This is a genomic window from Acaryochloris thomasi RCC1774 (assembly GCF_003231495.1).
GTDB lineage: Bacteria > Cyanobacteriota > Cyanobacteriia > Thermosynechococcales > Thermosynechococcaceae > RCC1774.
Window position 1 is genome coordinate 53,782 of the sequence record NZ_PQWO01000003.1, and the last position, 24,078, is coordinate 77,859.

Annotated in this window: 23 protein-coding genes; 8 read left to right on the forward strand and 15 right to left on the reverse strand. The window is 49.7% G+C overall.

Annotated features, from left to right (window positions below):
• Nucleotides 1-28: 28 nt before the first annotated feature.
• Nucleotides 29-793 (reverse strand): type 1 glutamine amidotransferase, encoded by a 765-nt coding sequence (locus tag C1752_RS05850; RefSeq protein ID WP_233501397.1) that lies wholly within the window; start codon nt 791-793, stop codon nt 29-31.
• A gap of 176 nt (nt 794-969) precedes the next feature.
• Here C1752_RS05850 and C1752_RS05855 point away from each other — a divergent pair, with 176 nt between their 5' ends.
• The 3 genes from C1752_RS05855 to kaiC are packed head-to-tail and all read left to right on the forward strand — an operon-like array spanning nt 970 to nt 3,805.
• Entirely contained in the window at nt 970-1,863 is an 894-nt protein-coding gene (locus C1752_RS05855) for a circadian clock protein KaiA (RefSeq protein ID WP_110985132.1), read from the forward strand.
• Nucleotides 1,864-1,893: 30 nt separating this feature from the next.
• Nucleotides 1,894-2,205, forward strand: a complete 312-nt coding sequence (gene kaiB, locus C1752_RS05860; protein ID WP_110985133.1) for a circadian clock protein KaiB — start codon at nt 1,894-1,896, stop codon at nt 2,203-2,205.
• 49 nt (nt 2,206-2,254) lie between these two features.
• Nucleotides 2,255-3,805, forward strand: coding sequence for a circadian clock protein KaiC (kaiC, locus tag C1752_RS05865; RefSeq protein ID WP_110985134.1), 1,551 nt, complete (start codon nt 2,255-2,257; stop codon nt 3,803-3,805).
• 16 nt (nt 3,806-3,821) lie between these two features.
• On the opposite strand, the gene C1752_RS05870 is transcribed toward kaiC, so the two are convergent.
• Complete coding sequence (locus C1752_RS05870) at nt 3,822-5,015, reverse strand: glycosyltransferase family 2 protein (RefSeq protein ID WP_199464303.1); 1,194 nt, start codon at nt 5,013-5,015, stop codon at nt 3,822-3,824.
• A gap of 135 nt (nt 5,016-5,150) precedes the next feature.
• Nucleotides 5,151-5,447: a hypothetical protein gene (locus C1752_RS05875; RefSeq protein ID WP_110985136.1), complete on the reverse strand. Its 297-nt coding sequence runs from the start codon at nt 5,445-5,447 to the stop codon at nt 5,151-5,153.
• A 20-nt stretch (nt 5,448-5,467) separates the two neighbouring features.
• On the opposite strand from C1752_RS05875, the gene ispF reads away from it, so the two are divergent.
• From ispF to C1752_RS05890, 3 genes are all read left to right on the forward strand, one after another.
• Nucleotides 5,468-5,953 (forward strand): 2-C-methyl-D-erythritol 2,4-cyclodiphosphate synthase, encoded by a 486-nt coding sequence (ispF, locus tag C1752_RS05880; protein WP_110985137.1) that lies wholly within the window; start codon nt 5,468-5,470, stop codon nt 5,951-5,953.
• A gap of 65 nt (nt 5,954-6,018) precedes the next feature.
• Nucleotides 6,019-7,401 (forward strand): alpha/beta hydrolase family protein, encoded by a 1,383-nt coding sequence (locus C1752_RS05885; RefSeq protein WP_110985138.1) that lies wholly within the window; start codon nt 6,019-6,021, stop codon nt 7,399-7,401.
• A gap of 124 nt (nt 7,402-7,525) precedes the next feature.
• A complete protein-coding gene (locus C1752_RS05890; RefSeq protein ID WP_110985139.1) occupies nt 7,526-8,446 on the forward strand; it encodes an ROK family protein in 921 nt (306 codons plus the stop codon).
• Here the strand turns inward: C1752_RS05890 and pyrG are convergent.
• The 4 genes from pyrG to C1752_RS05910 form a co-directional block, all read right to left on the reverse strand.
• Entirely contained in the window at nt 8,360-10,048 is a 1,689-nt protein-coding gene (pyrG, locus tag C1752_RS05895; RefSeq protein ID WP_110985140.1) for a CTP synthase, read from the reverse strand. The genes C1752_RS05890 and pyrG overlap by 87 nt on opposite strands.
• 68 nt (nt 10,049-10,116) lie before the next feature.
• Nucleotides 10,117-11,907 (reverse strand): M61 family metallopeptidase, encoded by a 1,791-nt coding sequence (locus C1752_RS05900; RefSeq protein ID WP_110985141.1) that lies wholly within the window; start codon nt 11,905-11,907, stop codon nt 10,117-10,119.
• 27 nt (nt 11,908-11,934) lie between these two features.
• Nucleotides 11,935-12,597, reverse strand: coding sequence for an NAD(P)H-binding protein (locus C1752_RS05905; protein WP_110985142.1), 663 nt, complete (start codon nt 12,595-12,597; stop codon nt 11,935-11,937).
• 158 nt (nt 12,598-12,755) lie between these two features.
• Complete coding sequence (locus tag C1752_RS05910) at nt 12,756-13,664, reverse strand: class I SAM-dependent methyltransferase (RefSeq protein WP_110985143.1); 909 nt, start codon at nt 13,662-13,664, stop codon at nt 12,756-12,758.
• 487 nt (nt 13,665-14,151) lie between these two features.
• On the opposite strand from C1752_RS05910, the gene C1752_RS05915 reads away from it, so the two are divergent.
• On the forward strand, nt 14,152-15,357 hold the full coding sequence (locus C1752_RS05915; RefSeq protein ID WP_110985144.1) for a glutathione S-transferase family protein: 1,206 nt from the start codon (nt 14,152-14,154) through the stop codon (nt 15,355-15,357).
• Here the strand turns inward: C1752_RS05915 and C1752_RS05920 are convergent.
• The 5 genes from C1752_RS05920 to C1752_RS05945 form a co-directional block, all read right to left on the reverse strand.
• A complete protein-coding gene (locus C1752_RS05920) occupies nt 15,354-16,118 on the reverse strand; it encodes a hypothetical protein (protein WP_110985145.1) in 765 nt (254 codons plus the stop codon). The genes C1752_RS05915 and C1752_RS05920 overlap by 4 nt on opposite strands.
• A gap of 76 nt (nt 16,119-16,194) precedes the next feature.
• On the reverse strand, nt 16,195-17,673 hold the full coding sequence (locus C1752_RS05925) for a hypothetical protein (protein WP_110985146.1): 1,479 nt from the start codon (nt 17,671-17,673) through the stop codon (nt 16,195-16,197).
• Nucleotides 17,674-17,815: 142 nt separating this feature from the next.
• Entirely contained in the window at nt 17,816-18,505 is a 690-nt protein-coding gene (locus C1752_RS05930; protein ID WP_110985147.1) for a DUF748 domain-containing protein, read from the reverse strand.
• Between the two features lie 165 nt (nt 18,506-18,670).
• On the reverse strand, nt 18,671-21,436 hold the full coding sequence (locus C1752_RS05935; protein WP_110985148.1) for a hypothetical protein: 2,766 nt from the start codon (nt 21,434-21,436) through the stop codon (nt 18,671-18,673).
• A gap of 833 nt (nt 21,437-22,269) precedes the next feature.
• Nucleotides 22,270-22,515, reverse strand: coding sequence for a DUF4926 domain-containing protein (locus C1752_RS05945; protein ID WP_110985448.1), 246 nt, complete (start codon nt 22,513-22,515; stop codon nt 22,270-22,272).
• A 498-nt stretch (nt 22,516-23,013) separates the two neighbouring features.
• Between C1752_RS05945 and C1752_RS05955 the strand changes: the two genes are divergently transcribed.
• The gene (locus C1752_RS05955) at nt 23,014-23,205 is read left to right on the forward strand and encodes a hypothetical protein (protein ID WP_110985150.1); all 192 of its coding nucleotides are present in this window, start codon (nt 23,014-23,016) and stop codon (nt 23,203-23,205) included.
• Nucleotides 23,206-23,258: 53 nt separating this feature from the next.
• On the opposite strand, the gene C1752_RS30195 is transcribed toward C1752_RS05955, so the two are convergent.
• The 3 genes from C1752_RS30195 to C1752_RS05970 all read right to left on the reverse strand — a co-directional run bounded on the left by C1752_RS30195 (nt 23,259) and on the right by C1752_RS05970 (nt 24,010).
• Nucleotides 23,259-23,360, reverse strand: a complete 102-nt coding sequence (locus C1752_RS30195) for a DUF4351 domain-containing protein (protein WP_199464304.1) — start codon at nt 23,358-23,360, stop codon at nt 23,259-23,261.
• 93 nt (nt 23,361-23,453) lie between these two features.
• Nucleotides 23,454-23,747 carry a type II toxin-antitoxin system RelE/ParE family toxin gene (locus tag C1752_RS05965; RefSeq protein ID WP_110985151.1) on the reverse strand — a complete coding sequence of 98 codons (294 nt, stop codon included), beginning with the start codon at nt 23,745-23,747 and terminating at the stop codon, nt 23,454-23,456.
• Nucleotides 23,744-24,010 carry a type II toxin-antitoxin system ParD family antitoxin gene (locus tag C1752_RS05970; protein ID WP_110985152.1) on the reverse strand — a complete coding sequence of 89 codons (267 nt, stop codon included), beginning with the start codon at nt 24,008-24,010 and terminating at the stop codon, nt 23,744-23,746. Before C1752_RS05970 ends, C1752_RS05965 begins: the two co-directional genes overlap by 4 nt.
• Nucleotides 24,011-24,078 lie beyond the last annotated feature (68 nt).

Genomic DNA, 24,078 nt, shown 5'->3' on the forward strand with positions numbered 1-24,078 from the left:
AACAAGCTTAAACGCCAGTGTTAATACCTTAATTGAAGTCTGTCGCTTCTGAACGCAAGAGCACGCGATCCACAAACTTGTGCAGGAGCAAATTCGCCTCTGGCGTGGGATAGAGATGCGACAGAATTTCCTGCAGATGCCCATCTGTTTTAAGGTAGCGATCTTGATAGCGAGAAATTCGCGATTCAAGATCGTGGTGATCCACCTCTGGATGAAACTGAAATCCGTAGAACGGCTTGCCTTCAAGCTTGATCGCGTGATAAGGACACCGTTCGGTAAAAGCTAAGAGCGTCACACCCGGAGGCAACTCCACCGCCCGCTCTTTATGCCCAGAAACGGCTAAAAACCCGTCAGGGGAGTCATGGAAAAGCAAATCTGTTTGAGCAGCCGGGGTAAGCCGAATCGGGTAAATCCCCATTTCCATGTGGTCGTGATCGAGAATGACCTTACCACCCAAAGCCTCAACCACCAGTTGAAAACCAAAGCAAGAAGCAAAAACCGGAAGACTCTGATCGACACAGTGGCTCAGCAAGGCTTTGGCCGGCTCCACGAAAGGATAGGTTTTAGGCTCAAGCACTGAAGCATCGCTTGAGCCACCAACAAAAAGAGCGTCATAGGCATCAGCACAGCCTGGAGGGAAGGTCAGCTGCTCGAACACGTTAAGTGTCGTAAATTGAGAGGCCTGGAGGCCACTGTGGCGAACAAATTCCTGCAGCTCTTCAGCACAGGTAAGGGCATCGCTACGAATTTGCATATAGAGAATCCGCAACTGTGAGCGAGGCTTAATATTCACTGGCTAAAGCATGCATACGCTAATTACAGCTCAATCATGACAGATTGAGGGCCTGCAACAGAGCAAATGCGATCGGCGGATGGAGCACTTGCAGTTTGTTTAGTAATCTTTAATAATCAGTATAATAATGAAGCAAATCTTAAGTTTTTAATGTATTGTCATCTTTAAAATCTAGTTTGAATTCAGTTTCACAGTCTTTTTTAACCATATATACCTGTGTCGGTTCATCGGCACTGGCCGATCAGCTTGAGAAATTACTGAAGGGCGATCGCTATCAGACCACCCATCAACTCAACACAGAGGAGTTTGTCGGTACGGTCGAGAATCAAAAGCATTTAATTGACTGCTTAATACTGGAGCAGACGCCTGAGTTACCCAACATCCTCAAGTATTTACATCAGGGAGCCATCCTGCTGCCAGCGATTATTTTGATGCCCATAAGCATCACAAAAGCAGCAGCAGAGAGCCAGCAAACAAGCGCAGACTGCAGCTATCACACAGCAGAAGTCTGGCTTCAGCAGTCACAGTTAGGTCATATTTCGCAGCAGATAGAGCGAGCCGTTAGTCAATTTCTACATCTAACAGCGGCATGTCGACTCCCTGATCAGGTGGAGCAAGAGGAGATGGCACAGGCAGAGGATCCTGAGTGGCAGAGCAACTTGGGAGTCCAGCAGCGACGGCTGTCGGACAAACTGCAGGAGCGATTAGGGTACCTTGGCGTTTACTACAAACGCAATTCGCAAGATTTCCTGCGCAACTTGTCTGCGCCTGCGAAGCAAAGTCTGTTAGGAGATCTGAAGTCTGAGTATCGAGACATCGTATTAGAGTATTTTCGTAAAGAGAGTAGGGTCAACCAAAAGATTGATGCCTTTGTCACGAGAGTCTTTCTTGCTGATGTCTCAATATCACAGATTCTAGAAATACATATGGAGTTAATGGATGCCTTTGCCAAAAAACTTAAGCTAGAAGGGCGTAATGAAGATATTTTGCTCGACTATCGGTTGACCCTCATTGATACGGTTGCCCATCTAGGTGAGATGTATCGACGGTCTATTCCTCGTGATGCTTAATAGACCTACCACCTGCGATTACGTGAACTTATGAGCCCTCCTAGAAAAACCTACGTTCTTAAGCTCTACGTTGCGGGCAATACCCCCAACTCTATTCGAGCACTACGAACACTCAACAATATTTTAGAACAAGAGTTTCAGGGTGTTTATGCCTTGAAAGTGATTGACGTTCTGAAAAATCCTCAACTGGCTGAGGAAGATAAGATTTTGGCAACCCCGACTTTATCAAAGGTTTTACCGCCCCCTGTCCGCAAGATAATCGGGGATCTATCTGATAGAGAACGAGTACTCATTGGCTTGGACTTGCTGTATGAAGAGCTCTCAGACAATGGCTTTGCCTAGTTTTTAACAATATTTTCCTATTAATTTAATGCGTCGATATCAATAAAAAATGCTAGATAATCCGAGTGCTGAACAAGAACCAAACACCCAGCGAGTTGAAGTCAAAAAAATCCAGACCCGCATTGAAGGTTTTGATGACATTAGCCATGGCGGCATCCCCAAGGGGCGAACAACGCTGATCAGCGGTACTTCTGGCACAGGTAAAACGTTACTTGCGATTCAGTTTCTCTATTACGGCATTATCCACTTCGACGAACCGGCTGTTTTCATCACCTTTGAAGAATCCCCCACAGACATTATTCAAAATGCCTTGAGCTTTGGCTGGGATTTGCAGCAAAAGATGGACAGCCGCAAGCTATTTATTTTAGATGCGTCACCCGATCCTGAAGGCCATGACATTGCGGGTGAGTTCGATTTGTCAGCGCTCATTGAGCGCATTCAGTACGCGATCCGAAAATATCAGGCGAAACGGGTGGCGGTTGACTCAGTGACAGCTATTTTTCAGCAGTATGATGCGGCGGGCGTTGTACGGCGGGAAATTTTTCGGTTAACGGCGCGTCTGAAACTGATTGGAGTCACTACGGTGATGACGACGGAGCGGATCGAAGAATACGGTCCAGTGGCCCGCTTTGGGGTAGAGGAATTTGTCTCTGATAATGTGGTGATTCTTCGGAATGTTTTGGAGGGTGAGCGTCGCCGCCGAACGCTGGAAATTTTGAAGCTGCGGGGCACGAGCCACATGAAGGGGGAATATCCGTTCACGATGACCCATGATGGCATCAGTATCTTTCCGTTGGGGGCAATGCAGCTCACGCAGCGCTCTTCTAATGTACGGGTCTCGTCTGGTGTCAAAACGTTAGATGAGATGTGTGGCGGTGGTTTCTTTAAAGATTCGATCATTCTGGTGACGGGGGCCACAGGTACGGGCAAGACGCTGTTGGTCAGTAAGTTTATTGAGGATGCCTGTAAAAATGGAGATCGTGCGATCCTCTTTGCCTATGAAGAATCACGGGCGCAGCTATCACGAAACGCTTTCTCTTGGGGAATTGACCTTGAGGAGATGGAGAAGCAAGGTTTACTGAAAATTTTGTGCGCTTACCCAGAGTCATCGGGCCTTGAGGACCATCTGCAGATTATTAAGTCTGAGATTGCCGAGTTTAAGCCCTCTCGAATCTCAATTGATTCGCTGTCGGCGTTGGCCCGGGGAGTGAGTAACAATGCCTTCCGACAGTTTGTGATTGGGGTGACGGGTTTCGCGAAGCAGGAAGAAATTACTGGGTTCTTTACCAATACGACGGATCACTTTCTAGGGTCTCATTCGATTACGGAATCCCATATCTCGACGATTACCGATACGATTTTGATGCTCCAGTATGTGGAGTTTCGGGGCGAGATGTCACGGGCGATCAACGTCTTCAAGATGCGCGGTTCTTGGCACGATAAGGGAATCCGAGAGTACACCATCAGTGAGAAGGGACCGAATATTCAAAGCTCGTTCCAGAATTTACAGGGAATCATCAGCGGAACACCCACGCGAGTGGCGGTGGATGAGAAGTCAGAACTGTCTCGGATTGTCCAGGATGTCAAAGGGCTTGAGTAACTCCAGAGGCTTTTGACTAAGCCATTAGGCCCAGTCCTTCAAGGGTCTGACGCAGTCGATTGGCTTCAGTAAAGTTTTGGGCATCTTCATGGAGTTTGATGGCCTGCTGAAAGGCTCTTTGGCTGGCGTCAATTTGACCTATTTTGAGCAATGCAACGCCCAGATTTTGGTGGGCTTCTGCATAGCTTGGCTGGTGACAGATGGCCTGTTGATAGGATGCGATCGCATCTCCAAAGTACCCCATCGCCCGCAGCGTCAGCCCTAGATTGTTATGGGCGATTGCCAGAGTCGGCTGCGCCACAATCATCGATGTATAGAGCTGTCGCGCCCCTTCTAAATCACCCTGAATCTGAAGCAAATTTGCCAGATTATTACAGGCTCCGATTTTCAGCAGGAGCGGTAAATCGATAGCGAGCGCCTGCTGATACTGCTCCTGTGCTTTACTTCTCTCACCCAGCGACTCATAGACGTGGCCTAAATGGTAATGCAGCTCATAGATCACAGCAGGCTCCGGCGGCTGGAGATTCAAACCGCACCGGAGTAGGGCCATTCCCTTGTCTAGCTGGTGGTTTTCAACGTATAGGGCACCTAACTTACTGCAAAGATAGGCATCATCTGGCTCGTTGGCAAGCGCTTGTTCCATAATCCGCTGCGCCCGCTGGGTTTTCTGCTGCTGATCAATGCGTTCAGCCGTGTAGCCTTCATGGAGGATCGCAACAGGTTCTAAACAGCCAATTTTCCAGTGCTGCTCTTGGGCCTGCAGGGCAACGACGCTGTCGTCAATCAGCTCATGGTAGGGGCAGTGAAACTTGATTTTAGGGTGATTGCGAAACAGCCGTGACATTAGGGTGTAGGGGGACTGCTTGGCACCGACTTCCTGACGGAGAAGATTTATCACCAGCACATCGGGCTGCTGAATCGCTTGTTTAAGCTGGGAAATAATATCAGGGACTAGGGTTTCGTCGGCATCTAAGACTAAGACCCAGTCTCCAGTGACGTACTGAAGGGCAGCGTTGCGAGCGGCGGCGAAATCATCGCACCAGGCAAAGGTGTATACTTCTGCGCCGTGGGATTGGGCGATTTGGGGGGTGCGATCGCAAGACCCGGTATCAACGACCACCATCTGATCGACCACGCCCTGTACACTCTGCAAGCAGCGAGACAGAGTCCGCTCCTCATCTTTGACAATCATGCAAAGGCTAAGGGTCATCGCAAATCTGAAACAACGTCAACAGACCGACGGCTTTATCTTGGCACAAGAATTGCGCGTTAGAGTCTTGATGTCCATGATCGCTAAGACATCAAGAGTAAATACTGTACGCTTCAACCAGTTGAATGGAGAAGCTTAGATGGAATTCTCTTCGTAGGTTTCAGAACCTATAAATAAGCAGCAGGCAATCGCAACAATACCTAGCAGGAAAAAGAAAAACTCTTCCGATTTACCCCAATTCACCACAAGATTCTCTCTGTAAAATGTCAAAGTCTTACCGTTCAAGACGCCAATATCGGTTGATTGATCGTGAGAACCAGCACTTTTAGTCTTCCCCGATACACAGGAAAAAAGACAATCTGTTTCGGGCTGTTTATTCAGCGGGTGAGGAATACGGCATGATGGATTCAGGCGCTTGAGAAATTTGTACACAATAAGGCAACTGAGCGGTAATGACTTCAATTCGGATTGGCAACGGCTACGACATCCATCAGCTTGGACCGGACCGACCGCTGATTTTAGGCGGGGTTCAAATTGACCATGAGCTAGGACTGATCGGCCACAGCGACGCCGATGTTTTAACCCACGCGATCATGGATGCTCTTTTAGGTGCCCTCAGCCTCGGCGACATTGGTCACTATTTCCCGCCCACCGACCCGCAATGGAAGGGGGCCGATAGTCTGAAGCTGCTGGCCCAGGTCAATCAGCTCATTCAAGAAAAAGGCTGGCAGGTGGGCAATATTGATTCAGTAATTGTGGCCGAGCAACCGAAGATGAAGCCTCATATTAGTGAGATGCGCGATCGCCTTTCTACAACCCTCAAGGTGCAGCCCGACCAGGTGGGCATCAAGGCCACCACCAACGAAAGGCTGGGGCCGACCGGGCGCGAAGAAGGGATTGTCGCCTACACCGTTGCTCTGTTAGTCCCCCTGACTTGATAGGGCGTACCTTAAATCTTGGTGGTCTATGTCTGCAATTCCAATCTTCAGGCAACGTGTAAATCATGACTTCTTCGCAATCAAAACCGTGGCCCTTTTCTCAGCAAGACGGCTACCGCATCTATCAGTCGGGTCACCACAAATCTGGTACTTTCCAGCGCATCTATGTGCCTGAGACTGCAACTCAGCCAGAGGCAAAATTGCGGCCCATACTCTACCTACACGGCTTCGCTCTATGTATGCCCTCCTTCTACGAGACACACTTGATTGAACTCGTCAAAGAGGGTTATATCGTCTTCTTCCCAGACTTTCAGCGCAGTGACTATCCCGACACGCTTCCGACAGATTTATTGGTAACACGCGCAGAAGATATCCAGCACTTTCGGCACTGGCTTTCTATTGCGACGCAACTGCCTTCTCAGGGAGATGACCGTCTCTCAGCCAGTGAAACACCGTCACTATATGGAAACGCGCCCCAACAAAAAGAGATGCCTTTGGGACCTGGACTGCAAAAGCCAAAAGTTAGTGATGTACGACGAGTTGCGTGGGCCTTGGTCATCATTATTGGAATCCTGAAGCTACTGAGCTGGTTCCGCCGCGATTACGGGAAAAATCTCATTCACCTGCTGTCAACAGTGGGCATCAGTTTGTTTCACTTCCCCACTGAATGGTTAGCCAATGCGATCAGCTTGCCAGAAGCAGCCTGGGAGAGATTGAGTCAAGATTTTCCCCATTGGGCCACGGAAAAAATGGAGGTCCATGCCTTCGGCCATTCTCTCGGTGGGTTAATGGCTCTCAGCCTTCCTGATGGTTTTAAAGGCAGGCAGGACCAGCGATTTTTCCCGCAGCAGATTGTCACAGCAGATCCAGCGCCCAGTACTGAGATGGGCATTCCTGGCCCTGCAATCTGGCTCCTTAAGTTATTTAATTCGCCCTTTACCCAAAAACCGGTCCTGATTAGCGAGACAGGAAAAAGTCTGAACATTCCTGTCGTGATTTTGCACGGTGGGGCGGATAACATCGTCAAACCGCAGCAGTGGGTAGGACAGACAGGAGACACCCCCTCTAATTACGATGCGATCGCAAGTCAAGAGAAAGCCATTTACTTTTCTTACTCCAACCCAGAACCTCAGCCACCTCTGGTAGCCTTTCATAATCAGGCTGTAACCAGTACTCAATATTATGGAGATGGTCTGTTCAAAAACTTCGGCGGTGTCAAGGATGGACCCAATGCCTATAACTATGAATATGTATGGCCCGGATTAAACTTTATTTTTACGGGACAAGCGACGCCAAGAACTCTTCTGGCAAAGCTTTTAGAACTGAGACCAAGGAAGTTTGACATCAAGCCAGTGCCCCCCGAGGCTCCAAGGAGTAGCTGGGGTTGGATCATCGGACTGTTACTTTTAGCTGGCATCGTTTACTGGGGCTGGCCCCTTGTTCATTAATCGATATCTGTGGCAAAAATGACTCACACGACCGGTATCATCACCAACGGAGATTTAGAGCCAACTAACGGCAAAGCAAGTCCGATAATATCCACGCTGACTCTACTCGTGGCGCTCATCTGAGATGGTTGACATCCCTCAAGTGCTGGGTATCGATGTCGGTGGCACAGCAATCAAGCTGGGGCGTTTTTCTGCTGAGGGGGATTGCCTTCAGTCATTCTCTGTTGAGACGCCCCAACCTGCAACGCCAGAGGCCGTGGTCCCGGCTATCGTGGCGGCCATCAAAGAGGTGGATCGGGACAGAGTTGCGATCGCAACCGGTATGGGCACCCCTGGCCCCGCAAATGCAGCAGGCAGAGTCGCAAGAATCGCCTTCAATCTCCCTGGCTGGGTTGAAGTCCCCATCGCAGATCAAATCGAAGCCCTCGATGGGCGACCCGTCACCATTGCCAACGACGCCAACTGCGCCGGATTAGGTGAAGCATGGCTAGGCGCTGGCAGCGATTATCAAGACTTTATTTTGCTCACCCTGGGTACAGGCGTCGGGGGAGCCATCATTCAAAACGGCGATCTATTTTTGGGTCGCGGAGGCGCGGCCGGAGAACTAGGGGTCGTCACCCTCAACCCCGATGGACCGCCCTGCAACAGCGGTAATCAAGGCTCATTAGAGCAGTATGTTTCCGCCACTGCTATTCGGCGGCGGACAGGAATGGAACCCCATGAACTGGCTAAACGAGCTAGAGAGGGAGAGGGAGATGCGATCTCATTTTGGCACCAGTACGGTCGAGATCTTGGGGCCGGTCTCACCAGCCTCATCTACGTTCTGACCCCAGAGGCGATCGTGATCGGCGGCGGCGTCTCCGCCAGCGCGGATCTGTTCTTACCCACGACAGAACGAGAAATTGAGCGGCGCGTACAGCCCGCCTCCCGCGAGGGGCTGGTCCTCAAAAAAGCAGAACTAGGAAACCGGGCTGGGATGGTGGGAGCCGCCCGCCTCGCTTGGCAGCGGCTCGGAGGTCAACGGCTCGGAGACAGCATAAGCTGAACCATTCAGATTCTGAGCCGCCTCTACAAAACCACGGAATAGAGGATGTGGGCCGTTGGGGCGCGAGTGGAATTCAGGGTGGAACTGAGTTGCGATGAAAAACGGGTGGGCCGGGAACTCAATCATCTCCACCAGGCGACCATCAGGGGACGTTCCGCTAATCAGGTAGCCAGATTCTAGAAACAAACCCCGATAGGCATTATTAAATTCATAACGATGGCGGTGACGTTCGTACACCACCGTTTCTTGACCATAGAGTCGAGCGGCTAAAGACTCGGGCTGTAGGCGACAGGGACATAGCCCCAGACGCATCGTTCCGCCCAGATCAACCACATCCTGCTGCTCAGGCAATAGGTTAATGACCGGGTGGATTGTTTCTTGATCAAACTCAGCACTATTAGCCTTATCAAGGTGGGCAATATTCCGCGCCCACTCAATCACAGAACACTGCATTCCTAAGCACAGACCTAAAAATGGGATCTGCCGCTCCCGAGCATAGTTAATCGCGGCAATCTTACCGTCAACGCCACGATTGCCAAACCCTCCTGGAACGACAATTCCGGCGACGCCATCTAAATGTCGTTCAGCCCCCTCGGCCTCCACCGCCTCGGAATTTACCCAGCGGACATTGACCTCAATCCCCATTGCCACCGCCGCGTGGCCCAGAGATTCCACCACCGACAGGTAGGCATCATTGAGGCGAACATATTTACCCACAATCGCAACTTCAATCGAACGGGTTGGATTTTCTAAGCGATTGACTAAACTTTGCCACTCTGTCAGGTCGGGCTCTCGCTGCTCCATATTTAAGAGATTCAAGACTTGTCCGGCCAAGCCCTCATTTTCAAGCACCAGAGGCACCGCATAAATGCTGCTAGCATCGGGAGCCGTAATCACCGCCTCCACTGGCACATCGCAGAACTCAGAGAGTTTTTCTTTGATGCCCACCGTGAGCGGGCGATCGCATCGACACACCAAAATATCCGGCTGAATCCCGATGGAGCGTAGTTCTTTGACCGAGTGCTGCGTGGGCTTCGTCTTCATTTCACCCGCTGACGGAATCCAGGGCAACAATGTCACGTGGGTATATAGGAGATTTTGGCGACCGACATCTTTACGGAACTGGCGAATCGCCTCTAAAAAGGGCAGCGACTCAATATCGCCCACCGTGCCCCCAATTTCGATAATCAGCACGTCGGGCGTGGTCTGCTGCGCCACCCGCAAAATGCGCTCTTTGATCTCGTTGGTAATGTGGGGAATCACCTGCACGGTGCCGCCGTTGTAGTCTCCTCGCCGCTCTTTGTTTAAAACCGACTGATAAATCGACCCTGTGGTGACGCTGTTGAGGCGAGACATGGGCGTGTCGGTAAACCGCTCATAGTGACCCAGATCTAGATCAGTCTCGGCGCCGTCATCGGTGACAAAGACTTCGCCATGCTGAAACGGGCTCATGGTGCCAGGGTCGACATTGATGTAGGGATCCAGCTTCAGAATTGAGACCGAATAATTCCGAGATTTCAGTAAGCGTCCCAAGCTAGAAGCAACGATGCCCTTACCAATGCTAGAGACAACGCCGCCGGTGACGAAAACAAACTTAGTCATGATTGATTCCAATTCTGAAGGCCCGACCGACCTATTGTGACATAGGTTTCTCAGGCAAAGGATGGATTTTAAGATCCCAACAGCTTTGGATTCACCCCCAGCCAGCGTTCTCCCAGATCCTGCTGCGCTTGAGTTAGATTGTCGAGGGGCTGGATTTTATAGGCCGTAGGACGCGACTCTGTCAGGGTGACAGAGTAGGTCCGTAACTCCTCGTCATGGAAAACCGTGACTTGAATTTGCTCGTTGGGCTGATAGTTGAGCAAGCGATCGTTAAGCTGATTGGCCCGGACCCGAAACCCGTCAATCGCCAAAATCTGATCGTCAGGAGCAATACCGGCATCGTGCGCTGGGGAGTCACAGAAAACGGTCTTGACCATCGCGGTTCCAGTTTCTGACTTCAGTTCAATGCCCAGATAGGGTGGTGCATCTTCAGCCGTTTCAACCTTCACGCCCAAACCAAAGGGGTTGAGAAATTCGTCGTAGGGTAGCTCAACGGTGCCTTCGATATATTTTTCCCAGAAGTCAGTGAGGTCGATACCAGCAACAGATTCCACGACGGATTTGAGCTGGGCGTGGGTGTAGCCTGTTTCAGACTGGCCGAACTGCTGCCACATTTGTTGCATGACCTGATCTTGCGATCGCATATTCCCGCTCTCTCTCCGAATCAGCAGATCCAGCAGCAGCGATACCAGTTCACCCTTCAGATAATAAGAAACCTGAGCATTCTTGCTGTTGGCGTCCGGTCGATACAATTTAATCCAGGTATCAAAACTCGACTCGCTGAGTGACTGCACTCGCCGTCCCGGAATCGCCTGCAAACGCGTAATAGAATCAGAAATCAGCTTCAGATAGTTCTGGGCATCATAGATTCCTGCCCGCATGGGAATGGCAAGATCATAAAAGCTCGTCACCCCTTCGCAAAACCAGAGACAGTCGGTGTAGTTCTCTTGGTCATAGTCAAAGGTTTCGAGCGCCTTGGGCCGAATCCGCTTCACGTTCCACAGGTGGAAAAACTCATGGGCCACCAAACACATAAATTTGTTGTAGTTCTCGGTGGTACGGAAATTAAAACGCGGAAAAAGTAATGTCGTGCAGAATTTATGTTCTAGACCGCCATAACCCCCAGCAGATAAGTGCAGCAGAAAAAAGTAGCGATCGTAGGGCAATCCACCAAAGATTTTGGCTTCGACTTCAACAATTTTTTGCGTATCGACAATGATGCGATCAATATCGAAGTTGCCTTTACCCCAAATCACCCATTGATGGGGTTTACCCAGCACGTCAAAGTCATACAGCGAGTGGGCACCAATCTCAACGGGGCTATCAACAAGGGTATCGAAGGTATCCGCAACAAACGTATTCGGCTTACCTTCTACAGGGGGTAGAGCTGTTGTCACAGTCCAGCCCGCCGGAGGCGTGACCGCCAAAGTCGTCTCAGCCTCTTCAAATCCGGGAATATACATCAGTACTGCCCCCGGATTGAAAAACCCGTGGCTTGCATCCAGATGATTGGTGCGGACCGTCAACTCATGGGCAAAGACTTGATAGCAGACCTTGAGCTGAGTCACGTCGCCCGATTCAATCTGCCAGTGATTCTTACTCACCTTGCGCCAGGATAGCGCTTGTCCTTGATCATCTTCAGCTCGAAACGTCTGAAGATGCTTCGCATATTCCCGGACCAAGTAAGAGCCAGGGGTCCATACCGGAAGCTTCAGATCTAAAATCGCAGAATTCTGATTCTGTATCGTTAGCATCACATCAAATAGATGTGATGCAGGGTTTGGCATCTCCACTTGATAGTGGATCGATGGCTTAACGGCAGATGATGCGATGTTAGGGATGCGAACAGCTTCAGTCATACGGGCCTAAGAACTCAGAGCAGAACCTTAAGCCACACTAGCAAATAGTTCATGGAAAGATTGCTCAGGCGCATCGGGTTGAGCCACAATTTCAACAATCTTGTTGGCAGCTTCAGGATCAGACAACGCTTCAACGCAAACTTGCGCCACCTTTGTTCGAGGCAAGCTCCCCTCAAATAAGGTATCCGCACCAGACATGACGATTCGATCATTATTGTCTTCGTTCTTAAGACCACCGGGTCTAACGATGGTGTACTTCAAGCCACTGGACTGCAGATAGGCTTCTGCTTGTTTTTTCCAGACCAGAATCAAAAAGAACAAATTGAGGGGATGCAACAGCTTCGATGTACACAGTGATGAGACCATCACAAACTGTTCGAGCTGCTTTTCTTTGGCAACATTGACGAGGTTCTTCGTGCCCACATAGTCAACGGAATAGGGACCCAGTGGATTAAAGCTAGGCGCGGCACCCGTTGCGCTCAGCAAAACCGTGCTGTCGCCGATCGCATCCAGTAGCGACTGGGTGTTGAGGACATCGCCGATCACCAGCTCCGCTTCGGGGGGAAGAATTTCTTGCGCTTGGTTGCGATCGCGAACTAACGCCCGTACGTCAACACCCCGTTCAACCAACTGTGCGACAATTCTTCGTCCCGTATTGCCCGCCGCTCCCGCAACAAATGCTTTTACCATCTCAATTCACGCTTTCGCTTTCTGACCGATTCTGCATCTCTACTACAATCATCACACAATGACGGTCGTATTCCTGAGCTGCTTCAAACTAGGACTAGCTTAAACAAATGTCCCCGTGGATCAAGATTCATGCCGTTAGTCGGCCATCACAATCCGATCTACCGCTTGCGATATAAACCAATCAGTTGCCCAGAAAGCGGTCTAGACATTTTATTTGGAAGCAGATCAAAAGCGGCTTCAACCAACAATCTAGCTCCAAACAAGAAACTCTGATCATTGCTTTTTCGAAAATGACCATGCGTAATGGCACCTCGGCGAAAGTCAACCAACTCAAATCCGGTGTTTTTTAATATCTCTTCCCATGCCTGAATCGTTTTACAGGACACATGACCATATACGTCTATTTCTTTACCCTCACAGGTGAACTTGCGAGGTGTTTCTCTAAGTTGTTCAACCTGCTTCAGCATTTTCTTCCGTCTTTTAGACGACCAAAAGCTCCGCTGAAAAACATTTGGCTCATTGGGAGTTGTTAAAATCAGATAGCCACCGGGTGCAATAAATTCATGAATTTTGGACAGGAATTTTTCTGGCTCTGGAATATGCTCAATAACCTCAGAGCAGTATAAAAAATCAGCCTGTCCGTAATGGGATGGGAATTTGAGTTCAGCAAAGTCCATCCAAGAAAAGCTAATATTATCTGACTCTGAACAGTTCTCTAGATGAAATCTTCTTCTTAGATTACACAGCTCTAAATGCTTGGGCGCACCTTCGAATCCAACATATTTAAAGCTATCTTTTTTCTGCTCTAGGATGCTCCTGATTGCAAATATTTCGACACCATGACCACAGCCAAGCTCGACAAAGAGCTTCTGTGATTCCCTGTCTTTTGGCGAGAACAAATCGATATTATCTCTAACAAGTTCAACAACCTTGTTTGTTTTTCGATGCCAAAAATAAAGTACTGACGGAGATTTATTCTGCAGATCATCCTCTACTCCGAAAGAAAATTCTCTTTTCCAGTAGGAATATTCTTCCTTAAGGTCTAATTGCACTATTTCTTTAGACATTTAATTTCCTTGCTCCGACTCCTGTGTTTATGAGTTCAAAGACTGTAGCAATGCATCAACAGACTGTTGACAACTGTAGGATTTCAATAATCTGTTGTACGAAATATGATGGAGATCTTACATTGTATGGTCAAAAAAGTTATATGAAAGATATAAAAAAACTGTATTACGATTGTCCTGCTCAACGATCTTTGAGGGGCTTGCATTTCTGCATACTCTACAAAGGCTGGTCGGCCGTAGACCGAGCCTCAACTGCCGCAAACCTAAAATATCAGCTGCCAGAGCTGACGCTAGCCTACATACTTCAAACATGAATACCATACTATAAAGTACCAAGAAAGTCGTACAGCCTAGAGAAGCTCAGTTGAAGAGCTCACAGGGTTCAAATTCCCAAGCCTTCTGTTCGACAGCAAGCCGATGTTCTTCGTTTCGAGCCACAGAACCCTTTACCATATCGATAGATTTGAACTTCACCTCAAATACCTCCATGACTACGACTCCCTTAAGCTGGCCGGAACTGGAAGCACTAGCGGCGGCTCCCATCGATACAACCCACGGCCCCACTAACGCCCAAGCCAGCCTCCGTCTCTTTGGTCACGCTGAATCTGAGATTCAAGTCACGCTATACCGAGACAACCATGCCTGGTGCCCGTACTGCCAAAAGGTGTGGCTGTGGCTAGAGGAAAAAGAGATTCCCTATCGGATCGAGAAGGTGACGATGTTTTGCTATGGGGAGAAGGAACGCTGGTTTAAACGCATTGTGCCGTCAGGAATGCTGCCCGCCGTGGAGCTGAACGGTCGACTAATTACTGAAAGTGATGATATTCTCATTGCTCTAGAGCAGGTCTTTGGGCCTCTGAGCCGCAGCCTCAAAGATCGGAAAGTTATTCCCTTACGGCAGCTAGAGCGGCTTCTGTTTAGGGCTTGGTGTTCATGGCTGTGTTACCCCACCCGATCAGCGCGAGAAGAGCAGCGCAATCGAGAACAGTTTGTCGGGGTAGTCGCGAAGGTGGAGAAGGCGCTGGCAGCAACGCCGGGTCCATACTTCTTAGAGGAATTTGGAGCCGCCGACGTGATTTTTACGCCCTACGTCGAACGGATGAATGCCAGTCTGTACTATTACAAAGGCTATTCCTTGCGCGAAGAAAACCCTGGTTTCTCGGACTGGTTTGATGCAATGGAAAGCCGCCCCACCTATCGTGGAACACAGAGTGATTTTCACACCCATGTCCATGATTTACCGCCCCAAATGGGTGGGTGCTACGAGAATGGCGAACCTCAAGCACAGCTCAATCAAACACGCGTTGATCACGGGCCGTGGGCCGAATTGCCAGACGCTACCTATCCAGAGCCTGAGACGTCTCAAACCGAAGCACTCCATCGTGTTGCGAAGCACCGCGACAATATTATCCAGATCAATCCGGCCCAGAATGAGCTGTTTGATGAAGCGCTGCGCTGCGCATTGACGTATATGGTGACTGATGAACGGTGTACACCTCCGGCGAAAACGGATATGGGGCTGCGATATTTGCGCGATCGCATCAGCGTCCCCAGAGATATGTCGATCTACGCCGCCAAACGCCTGCGGAAAGCCCTAGAGGAAACCGCAGCTTTAGTGGGAGATCATCAGGGCCCACCCATTCCCGTTAGGCATCGACGAGACCAAGACCCGGCCAACTTTGCAAAGCCTTAGCTGCGCTGCATTGTTTGCCGACTGTAGTAAAACCAGAACACCAGCAGCGGGGTTGCTAAACAAGCCAAGATAAACAGCGTCACAACCCCAGACAGACCTGCAGGCCCATGAGCGAGACGGACAAAATCGTGATCTAAGACGCCGCCTTTACCTTGTATATAAATCTGCCGTATCTCTGGGTCAAACAACAGGTTATGGGCAAACTTTAGATCGTAGAGAAAGATGTAGGAGGCCAACATTCCATAAACAGGTCGCTCTGCCGCCATCCGACAGGCGGCACCGCTGAGGGCGCGATAGAGGAATAGCCCCGCGAACCCCAGTTCAAAGCCGTGGCCCATGCTCACCATCAAAGTTTCCTGGAGGCCAGTGAACGCAAACAGGGTGTACACAACACCAATGCTCAGCAGAATTTGCGAGAGACGGACTTCGGAACGAAAGCGGTACAGTCCATATCCCCAGGCTGAATACAGCAAAAACAGGATAGGGGTAAAGCGCTCATTGGCCTGCAGCGTAATACCGCCCCCATGCACAAAATCAAAGCTGGGGATAGCTGGATAGCCAAACAGCCACGAGATCGCAGCATGCCCAAACTCATGCACCAAAGTCACCAGTGGACTGAGGATAAAGGTGAGTTGCGGCGAAGCCAGAATAATCAGCGCGAGTACAAAGCCGATCGCTAGAGTACGTCCCGCTTCAGCATCCAGCAGAGGCGGATCCGGCCGTCGAGGGCGTCTTGAGGGTGGGATGCGACGAGGTGACATATCCTTAGACTGCCCGACTTTTAAGGCTCCCTATACACAGTCCCTATACATAGAGTTAGCGGCTAGAAGGTCTGGGTTAAGGATTAGTAGCGAGAGGCAGAGTTTGCCGATCAACCCAATAGAGATCCCATGCCCGATTGAGCATGACTGTCTTCATTGCAGCGAGTGCATCAGCCGTGGCTTCCGACCAATGCATCCCTTTATTTTTCTGGCGTTTAGCGACAATCAGATCACAGGCTTTCTCTGCATGAGCACTACCCATATATTGTCGGTTTAGACGACGCTCATTGTAATTAACTATGTAAGGTTTACGAGCCTTGAGATAGTCAATTAATTCTTGGAGCTTCTGCTCATTTTTGGTATGCGGGCGGCAAGCTTCTAGCGCTTTAATAGCTGGACCTATCCGTCCTATCCATAGAGAGGAATTGAGCTTACTCTTGAGTGCCTTCTTTTCTTGCTGAGTCGAACAAATCATCCCGGCAAAATCAGCACATTTTCGATGAAGGTGATACCAGTCAAGGAGTAGCTCCTTCTGGGTAAACTCACTCAGGTCCCTGTCGAAATAATTGCGAATCCACTTGGCCCCATCTCCCAGCAGTGTCACCCAACCATTGAATCCAGCACAGAACACTAACAGCAGAGACATTTGTCTGAGCACCAGTGAGCCGGTCCCACTCAAATACCGATATCCCGTAGCAGTGGCAATCCGAGCCACCCGAATGGTTAACCATTTACTCGCCTGTGGCCGACGAACCAAAATGTCATCGGTTGCCGCGATGGTCTGGTCTGGCTGAATTTCAGGCCCCAAGCGTCGTAGTTTTTCAACTGGCCAGCAAGCCGCTTCACCAGCGCGGGCTTCTAGAACCCGTTGCCAATCTTGTTGAGTGACACCCTCAGGGGCTTTGGGATTAGGGTTGGCTAGGGCTTGCTCCACTGCAGCCGTTAATTCCACCGGCCATGCAGCACGGTGTCGAGGAGCCTCTGCATCAATGAGATTGACCTCAAACTTGCTCAGGTCACTTTGGTCTTCCAGTTGCTTTGCTTCTTCGGCTTCAGCCGCTCGGATCATCTCACCATGTCGTTGCACCAAGCGACTGACTTCCCCTCTAGAAATCACTTTGGGCTGCTGGGTTTGCCAGCCCAGTAATCGTTCAACTGTTCGGAAGGGTAAATCTTGCGGGAATAAGCAGGCCCACTCTTGGAGCGCTCGGGTAATAATCGTTCCATTATGCTCGGGCAATAGGTCATTTCCAGGCATGAGATGTTTGCCGGTCTGCGAGTTAAAACACACTTGTCGTTGGAAATGCAAAATGCCCAAACGACACGCTATCTTTTGGCTAGCGTAGCCATCGCGCTCCACGACATCCGGGTCAAATTGAGCACTGTAGTCATCGACTTGCTGTTGGTCGAGTTGATCCCAATGAAGGCACAACAGATGACGCATCACCTCTTGACCAATGGTGATAGTCTGGTGCTCTAAAGCATCCAAAGTCTGGCTGAGTGCTTGAGCATTTAATTCCAGATTAGGAACAGGTATCCGATTGAATTCACTCACGGGCGATGAAGGTGAATCGTCTTCAACCCAACCTATTGAAATACACAAGTGACCCATCAGATGTCCTACCAGTAAGGAACGGAATAACCTTCTTCCCTACCCTATCAGGCATTAGCGATTTTATTTGCTTAACCCAGACCTTCTAGCCGCTAACAAGAGGAATCAGATCGCCAGTGGCGGACTTGCCGATTTCGCTCAGAATCGCGGTGGTGACTGCGCTAGAGATAGCCTCTAGTAGCTTGCTCTCTGCGTTATAAGTATCTAAATTCGTGACCTCAATATCCTCGATTTCTAGGGTGCGGGTTAGACCTAAGTTTGCGATCGCAGATACTTTAACTTGGGCATCAACTCCTCGAATCGTCAGTCGCTCAATTTCAATCTGCTTCCCTGAGCCAGACCCAGAACTGCCACCGCTGTTGCTACTCCCTTTAGATGCCTGCAGCTGATCAACAATGGTAGCGATATTATTGCGAGCCAGCTTTTGCTCTAGCTGAATCTGTACTCCCTCCACGGCAATGGACTGGATCTGAACGGTATCCTGCCAGAGCGTATCAGGATCGAGCTTAATGTCTAAACGGTCTACCTTGAGAACATAGGGTGTCTTGAAGCCATCAGGATTACTGAGCAGGAGTGTATCAATGCTAAATTCACCTTGAAAAGGCTGAGAATCGACATCTCTGAGTTGGGCCTCAACACCCGTCACGGAGCGCAGCGTCCGCTCCAACATAGAATCTAGAATCGCATCTCGCTGCAGCCAACCAATCCCAGCAAACACAACACCGAGCGTCAGCCCTCCCCCTAAAACACCGAGAATTAGCGTTCCTTTACCCATGCCTGCACCTCACCTACTATTGTTCTGACCGAGCCACCGTATCGCTTAGTTCCCGCCAGCGCTTCCCTCAGCAGAGGTTTGACAATTTCAATGGAGCATAAAAACAGGGGCATGGCTAACCATACCCCTATCTGATTGATTCAAGGTGAAGAGAAAGTGAAAACCTTAGACAACGGGTGCTAATAGGTTTGTCGCCACAAACTCACCAATGTCGGCCCCCACAATCGCAGCATCTTGGGTTGACTCTAGAACGTGAACACCCGCAAAGACACGGCTAACAGCATCCTCAGCCCCCACCTCGGCATAGCTTTCAAAGGTGCGTACCGGATTGAAATCATCGATATCGAACAGAGCGTCATTGGTGGTCTCGAAGATGCCATTGCCTGGAACAATATCTTGAGACACAACTTGAATATCCGTTGCTTCTGGAAACAGTGCATCCAGGACGCCCCCAAAGGCTCCGCCAAAGGTAGAGTGACCCGACAGGTAATCTGGGAAGGGCGGATCGAGCAGTAGGGGCTGCCAATCAGAATCTGCGATTGTTTCAGCCAGTCCATCTATCTCAGCAATCGCTGTCCCCTGACCATCGCCTGAGATAACATCCTCTGGGCGAGGTTGCGTCTCAGCGTACTTCTGGTTCCAGGCAGTAATACCCGCGTCGGCCAATGCAATACCCGTTAAGCCCAAAATTCGTGCACTATCAGCGAGATCAGCGCCTTGCCGGAAAGCCGCTTCTTGGGCAATTTGATGCAAATGACCATAGGGACGGAAGGTATCTGAACGGTCGAAGGACCAGAAGATAGCAACCTCTGTCTGGTCTTGAGAGCGGGTCACCTCCGTTAGATCGGTACTTTCTAGAGCACCTAACTCTCTCACCTGTTCAATTTCGGTTGCATACAGATTCTTCTGAAAGTTACCCACCACTGGGTCAATTCCGTTGGCAAAAGGACGACCATCTAAGTTCAAACCATCACCGTTGGCATCAATACCGGCATTGTTGAGAAAATCTTCAACCGTATTCCCCGAGAATGTTCTAATCTGCCCCCAACCAGGGCTACGAGCAAAGGGCGTATCGCCAAATACGGACTCTCCAGTAACGGTGTCAAAGGTAGGCTCAGGCGTCCAAGCATAATCTTCGAAGTCTCCGCTAGGCTGGTAGCCGGTGGGATCGTCTGGACCTTGGAAGAAACCCACATAGCCATCATCAGCACGGGCATCGATCACTTGACTGGCCGCATTGACACCGAGCAGAAAACCATCCAAGACATCACTCGGAACGTCTGCCACCGCGTCTGCCACAACATCGGGGCTTCCTGGCAAAAAGGGAGCGGCGAAAGAGGGAACAACTTCACCTGGGGTTGGGTCGCCCAAAATGCTCTCTAAGCCACCCGCCGTCAGTAAACCTTCAACCTGGCTTCTATCTAGACCCAAACTATTCTCTAGCTGAGCCACAAGTGCATCACCAAAAAACTCAGTCCCAGGAAAGACGTGAGCTAGAGATGCGACTGCGGCACCTGCCACAGCAGCATCTTCTGATGCGCCCTCGACAGGAGCGCCTGGATCCAAACCGAGGTAGGACTCATACTCTCCGCCGAAGGCATTTACCGCGTTGAAGACAGAGGTCTGCACAATACCCAATGCCCTAGAACCAGTGGTTGGCTGAATTCCAATCGCTGAGGTATCGTTTTCACCAAATTCTTGAATGGCATTGAGGGCGGTTGCATGCCAGGACAAAACTGAATTTGAGCCGGTTGCTGAGACCAGTTCACTGGTCAATTCACCGCCTTCAACACCGGCCAGCAGGTGATAGGCACCCGGTGCAACCACTGATGAGAGATTCTCATAGTCGATCTCTACCGTTGTTGAGTCCCCTGCCGCTAGGTCCACATCAACCGAGAGATTACGAAGCAGGCCATCATTGCGTTCATCGCTAACGGAGTCCTGATCGTCATCGGTGGAGATGAACAGGTCGAGGCTAACGGGACCAGAAAAGCTGCGTCCTAGAGTATTGGTTAGCTCTAGAGTCACGGAGCCTGTATCACCAAAGTTAATGGTCTCCGGTAGGCTGATGTCGTCAAAGCTAACTGAGATGGCTCCTGCTGCTGCAGTTGTAAAAAGAGTGTCAGCATTCTCAGTTAAGACATCTGCAGAAATGCCGGTGACAAATGCGATCGCATCCCCAGTTTCGCTCACCTCAACGCTCGTTCCACCAGCCGTATCGGTGAAGGATAGATCGCCCTGCGTCAGATCGCTATCTAAGGCTAACCGATCGCCCTGTTCGAGGTTGAAAGCGTTGATCGTGTTGAAGCTGCCTTCAGTGCCAATGATCAAAGTATCAGCACCACCATTCCCACGATAGGTGTTGCTGCCAATACCACCATCAAGCAGGTCAGCCCCTCGACCGCCGAAAATAATATCGTCTCCGAGACCGCCACTGAGCGTATCATCTCCACGGCCACCGGCAAGGGTGTCATTTCCGCGACCCGCAATCAGCAGATCGCTGCCCCCTTCTCCCAAGAGAGAGTCGTCTCCCGCACCACCTTCAAGGCTATCGCTTCCACGACCACCATTTAAAGTGTCTGAACCAAGACCCGCTCTCAGCAAATCATTGCCAGTTCCGCCGAAGAGAGAATCATCTCCTTCACCACCGTCAACAGTATCGCTACCGCTGCCACCACGAAGCGTATCGTTCCCCATCTGGCCGTTGAGGAAATCGTTGCCGAGCGCGCCAAACAGCAAATCATTACCGCCAAGGCCGCTAAGAGCGTCGTTTCCGTCACTTCCAACGATGGTATCGTCGCCAGCAGTTGCTTCACCTGTAACAAGACTGGTCTCTTCTGGAGGCTCAAGACCCATCACCGGAGCAGCGGCGCGCACGCTAAATAGCCCCTCTTCTGTCTCGATCAAGTTATCAACAATTTGATCATTCATGAACCACAACACCTAGTAACAACAAAAATCTGATCACTATTCATTTACCCCAAGCGCAAATGGCCCCTTTGCATAAGGTCCATAGATATGGCCGGGGCTTTACCACAATCAATCGACATCGATTGCGCCCAAATAAGGAGGGGGGCTTACACGCTGCTATCTATCGCAGTTGCTTAAGAAGAAAGAACGTAGAGGCTCAAGGCTGCACGAAATTGAACACCTATCAAAGACAAGGTGATCAAGAAGAAAGCACTAAACATCGACCCGTACAGTACGGGTTAACGCCCTTAGCTTCTAAAGATCGGCACCATAGCAAGAACTTGGCAGCTCCAACCTTCTTGCAGATTCAAGCATTAGAACCTATTGCGTACAATTACCTATGAGCGAGAATAAGCGTCTCCGTGAGACTAAGACAAAACGAAGCGGAGTAATATACTCCCTCCCCCCATATTTGATAGATAAGATCAAATAAACCCCGAATATCAAGCTTTTTGTCTCTTAGTAGGATACTGCCACAGCTCCTGTGAAGTTTTCGTGAAAGACTGATTAGAAAAGCAAACACTTCCAGAGGCAAACAAGTAGGCGTTTTACACGACGATACGTCCATTACCCTGTAACTTTCGCCAACGATTGATGGCTGCAGCCAACTCAAACACTCGAAAGGTGGTGGTCAAGTCACCCTGCAGAATCGTGCTGGGCTGATCAAAGCTTTGGGCTTCAATGAAGGCGATACGCTACTGAATCGTTGAGGCTTTCACCATATTTGCCAATGGCTTTAGGCTCAATATGCTTTGACCAACGAGGCATATGATTCAACTTGAGGTGTGATTGACCTAAACCGCTTCATCCAAAACCCGAATATGTAGAACCTCATTACTGACTAAAGGTTCGATCTGTGACTCTGCAACAACAAGTACTGAGATCGTTTCTCCCACTGCGTTGAAGACTTCTAAACTATAGCCATCCTCTGCATCTAATACGGGATGGTGCTCTACGACTGTTGCGACATCACCTTTACAAAGTTTGTAGCGTGGAAAATCTTCGCGCAGTGCCACCCGTGTAAACAGCTCAAACGACATTACTGAGTCCTCTTGTCTGGATATTAAGGTGATGAACTTGGTTTGTTGGGTTTCATACTCGGTCATCCAAATGTGATGACCGCTAGTTCAATACCATTCGGCCCTGCCAAAGTGCCTCGGATTTCATAGACATCGCCAAATCGATTTTCTTCGTCGCTTGGTACTGCATCTTGTGACAGAATCTGGGTTCTCAAATCAGATTCCAGTTGCTGCCAGTTATTTTGACCCTAACCTGCCTGAGCCAAAAATTGTGACTTGTCATTTGCTTCGCGCCAGATCAGCAAATATCTTGTCAACTTAGGGGTTGCAATAATCGCTTTAGGCGAAAGCTTCATTTCATTGCGTCCGCTCGTTGAGCATACTTCAAACGCGGGCCAAGTTTAGAGGTAGCAAGGCTATCAAGATTATCTGAATCGAGATATCGGCTCGTACATCAGTACATCTCTATTACTCCTACCCTAGAATAGCGATGGCAGGATGGTGGAGCGAATTACAGTAATGTTGCCAGAAGTAGGGCTAGGAAAGGCTGTTGTAGGTGTTATTGCACGCAAGGTCATAGAGGCAGGCACTCAAAGCATCACCAATCAGCTAACCGCCACTGAAGTCGAAAAGGCCCTGGTAAATGCCATTGATGAGGCGCAAGCGCTGGGAGAATTGGTGCCGTCATTGAATCTACAGAACCCACTGTAGATTCAATGACGGCATAAACAAAATTTTCTTTATAAGGAATGGAAAATGTCAGCCTAAAAGCAAACTTTCAGCCAGTTATGCAAATCTGAAGCTTCAGAAAAATCAAGCAACGCCTCGCCCAACGCATCCAACCGAGCCAAGGGCAGCGAGCGCACCTATGCTTCTAACTCCGGCGAAAGCACACCCAACTGTCGAGTCAATTAACGCAGAATCAACGCTAACTGACCACCCAATGCAAACTCTGGTATTCAATCAGAAAAAATTTCTTCCAAATTCTGCCGACCGCCAAGCACCCGCAGGATTTCAACCCCATCATCGACAACCTGATAAAAAATGATGTATCCCTCCAACGGGAGACCGCGCATTCCTGATCGAATAGCATCGTAACTTCGTCCTAACTTTGGAAAGCGCATGAGTTTTTCACATTTTTGAGTGAATTCCAGACAGATTCTTTCTCCAGCCTCAATATTCCGTGCTAGGAAATAATCTGAGATCGCATCTAAATCCTGACTCGCTTGCCGTGAAAGAAAGCAGTTGTTCACCCTTGTTGTTCACGAGCCTGACGAAACTTGGCCTGAAGCCGATCTGTGACAACTTCTAGCGGAATTCTCTCACCTCGCTCTAATGACTGCGCCGCTTCCTCAACTTTTTCTCGAACCTCTTCGACCCAAGCCTGCTGTCCTTGCTGTTGGCGTTCTAGTACTCTCAATGCAGTAATAACAACTTCGTCAGCAGACTGATACTTGCCCTGAGCCAATTGTTCACGGATGAATTGTTCTTGTTCCGAGGCTAAAGAAATGTTCATGAGCGCACTGCATTACAAAAGCACTCTTTTATCCTAACCTCAACAACAATGGCCCAACGTATCAAAAT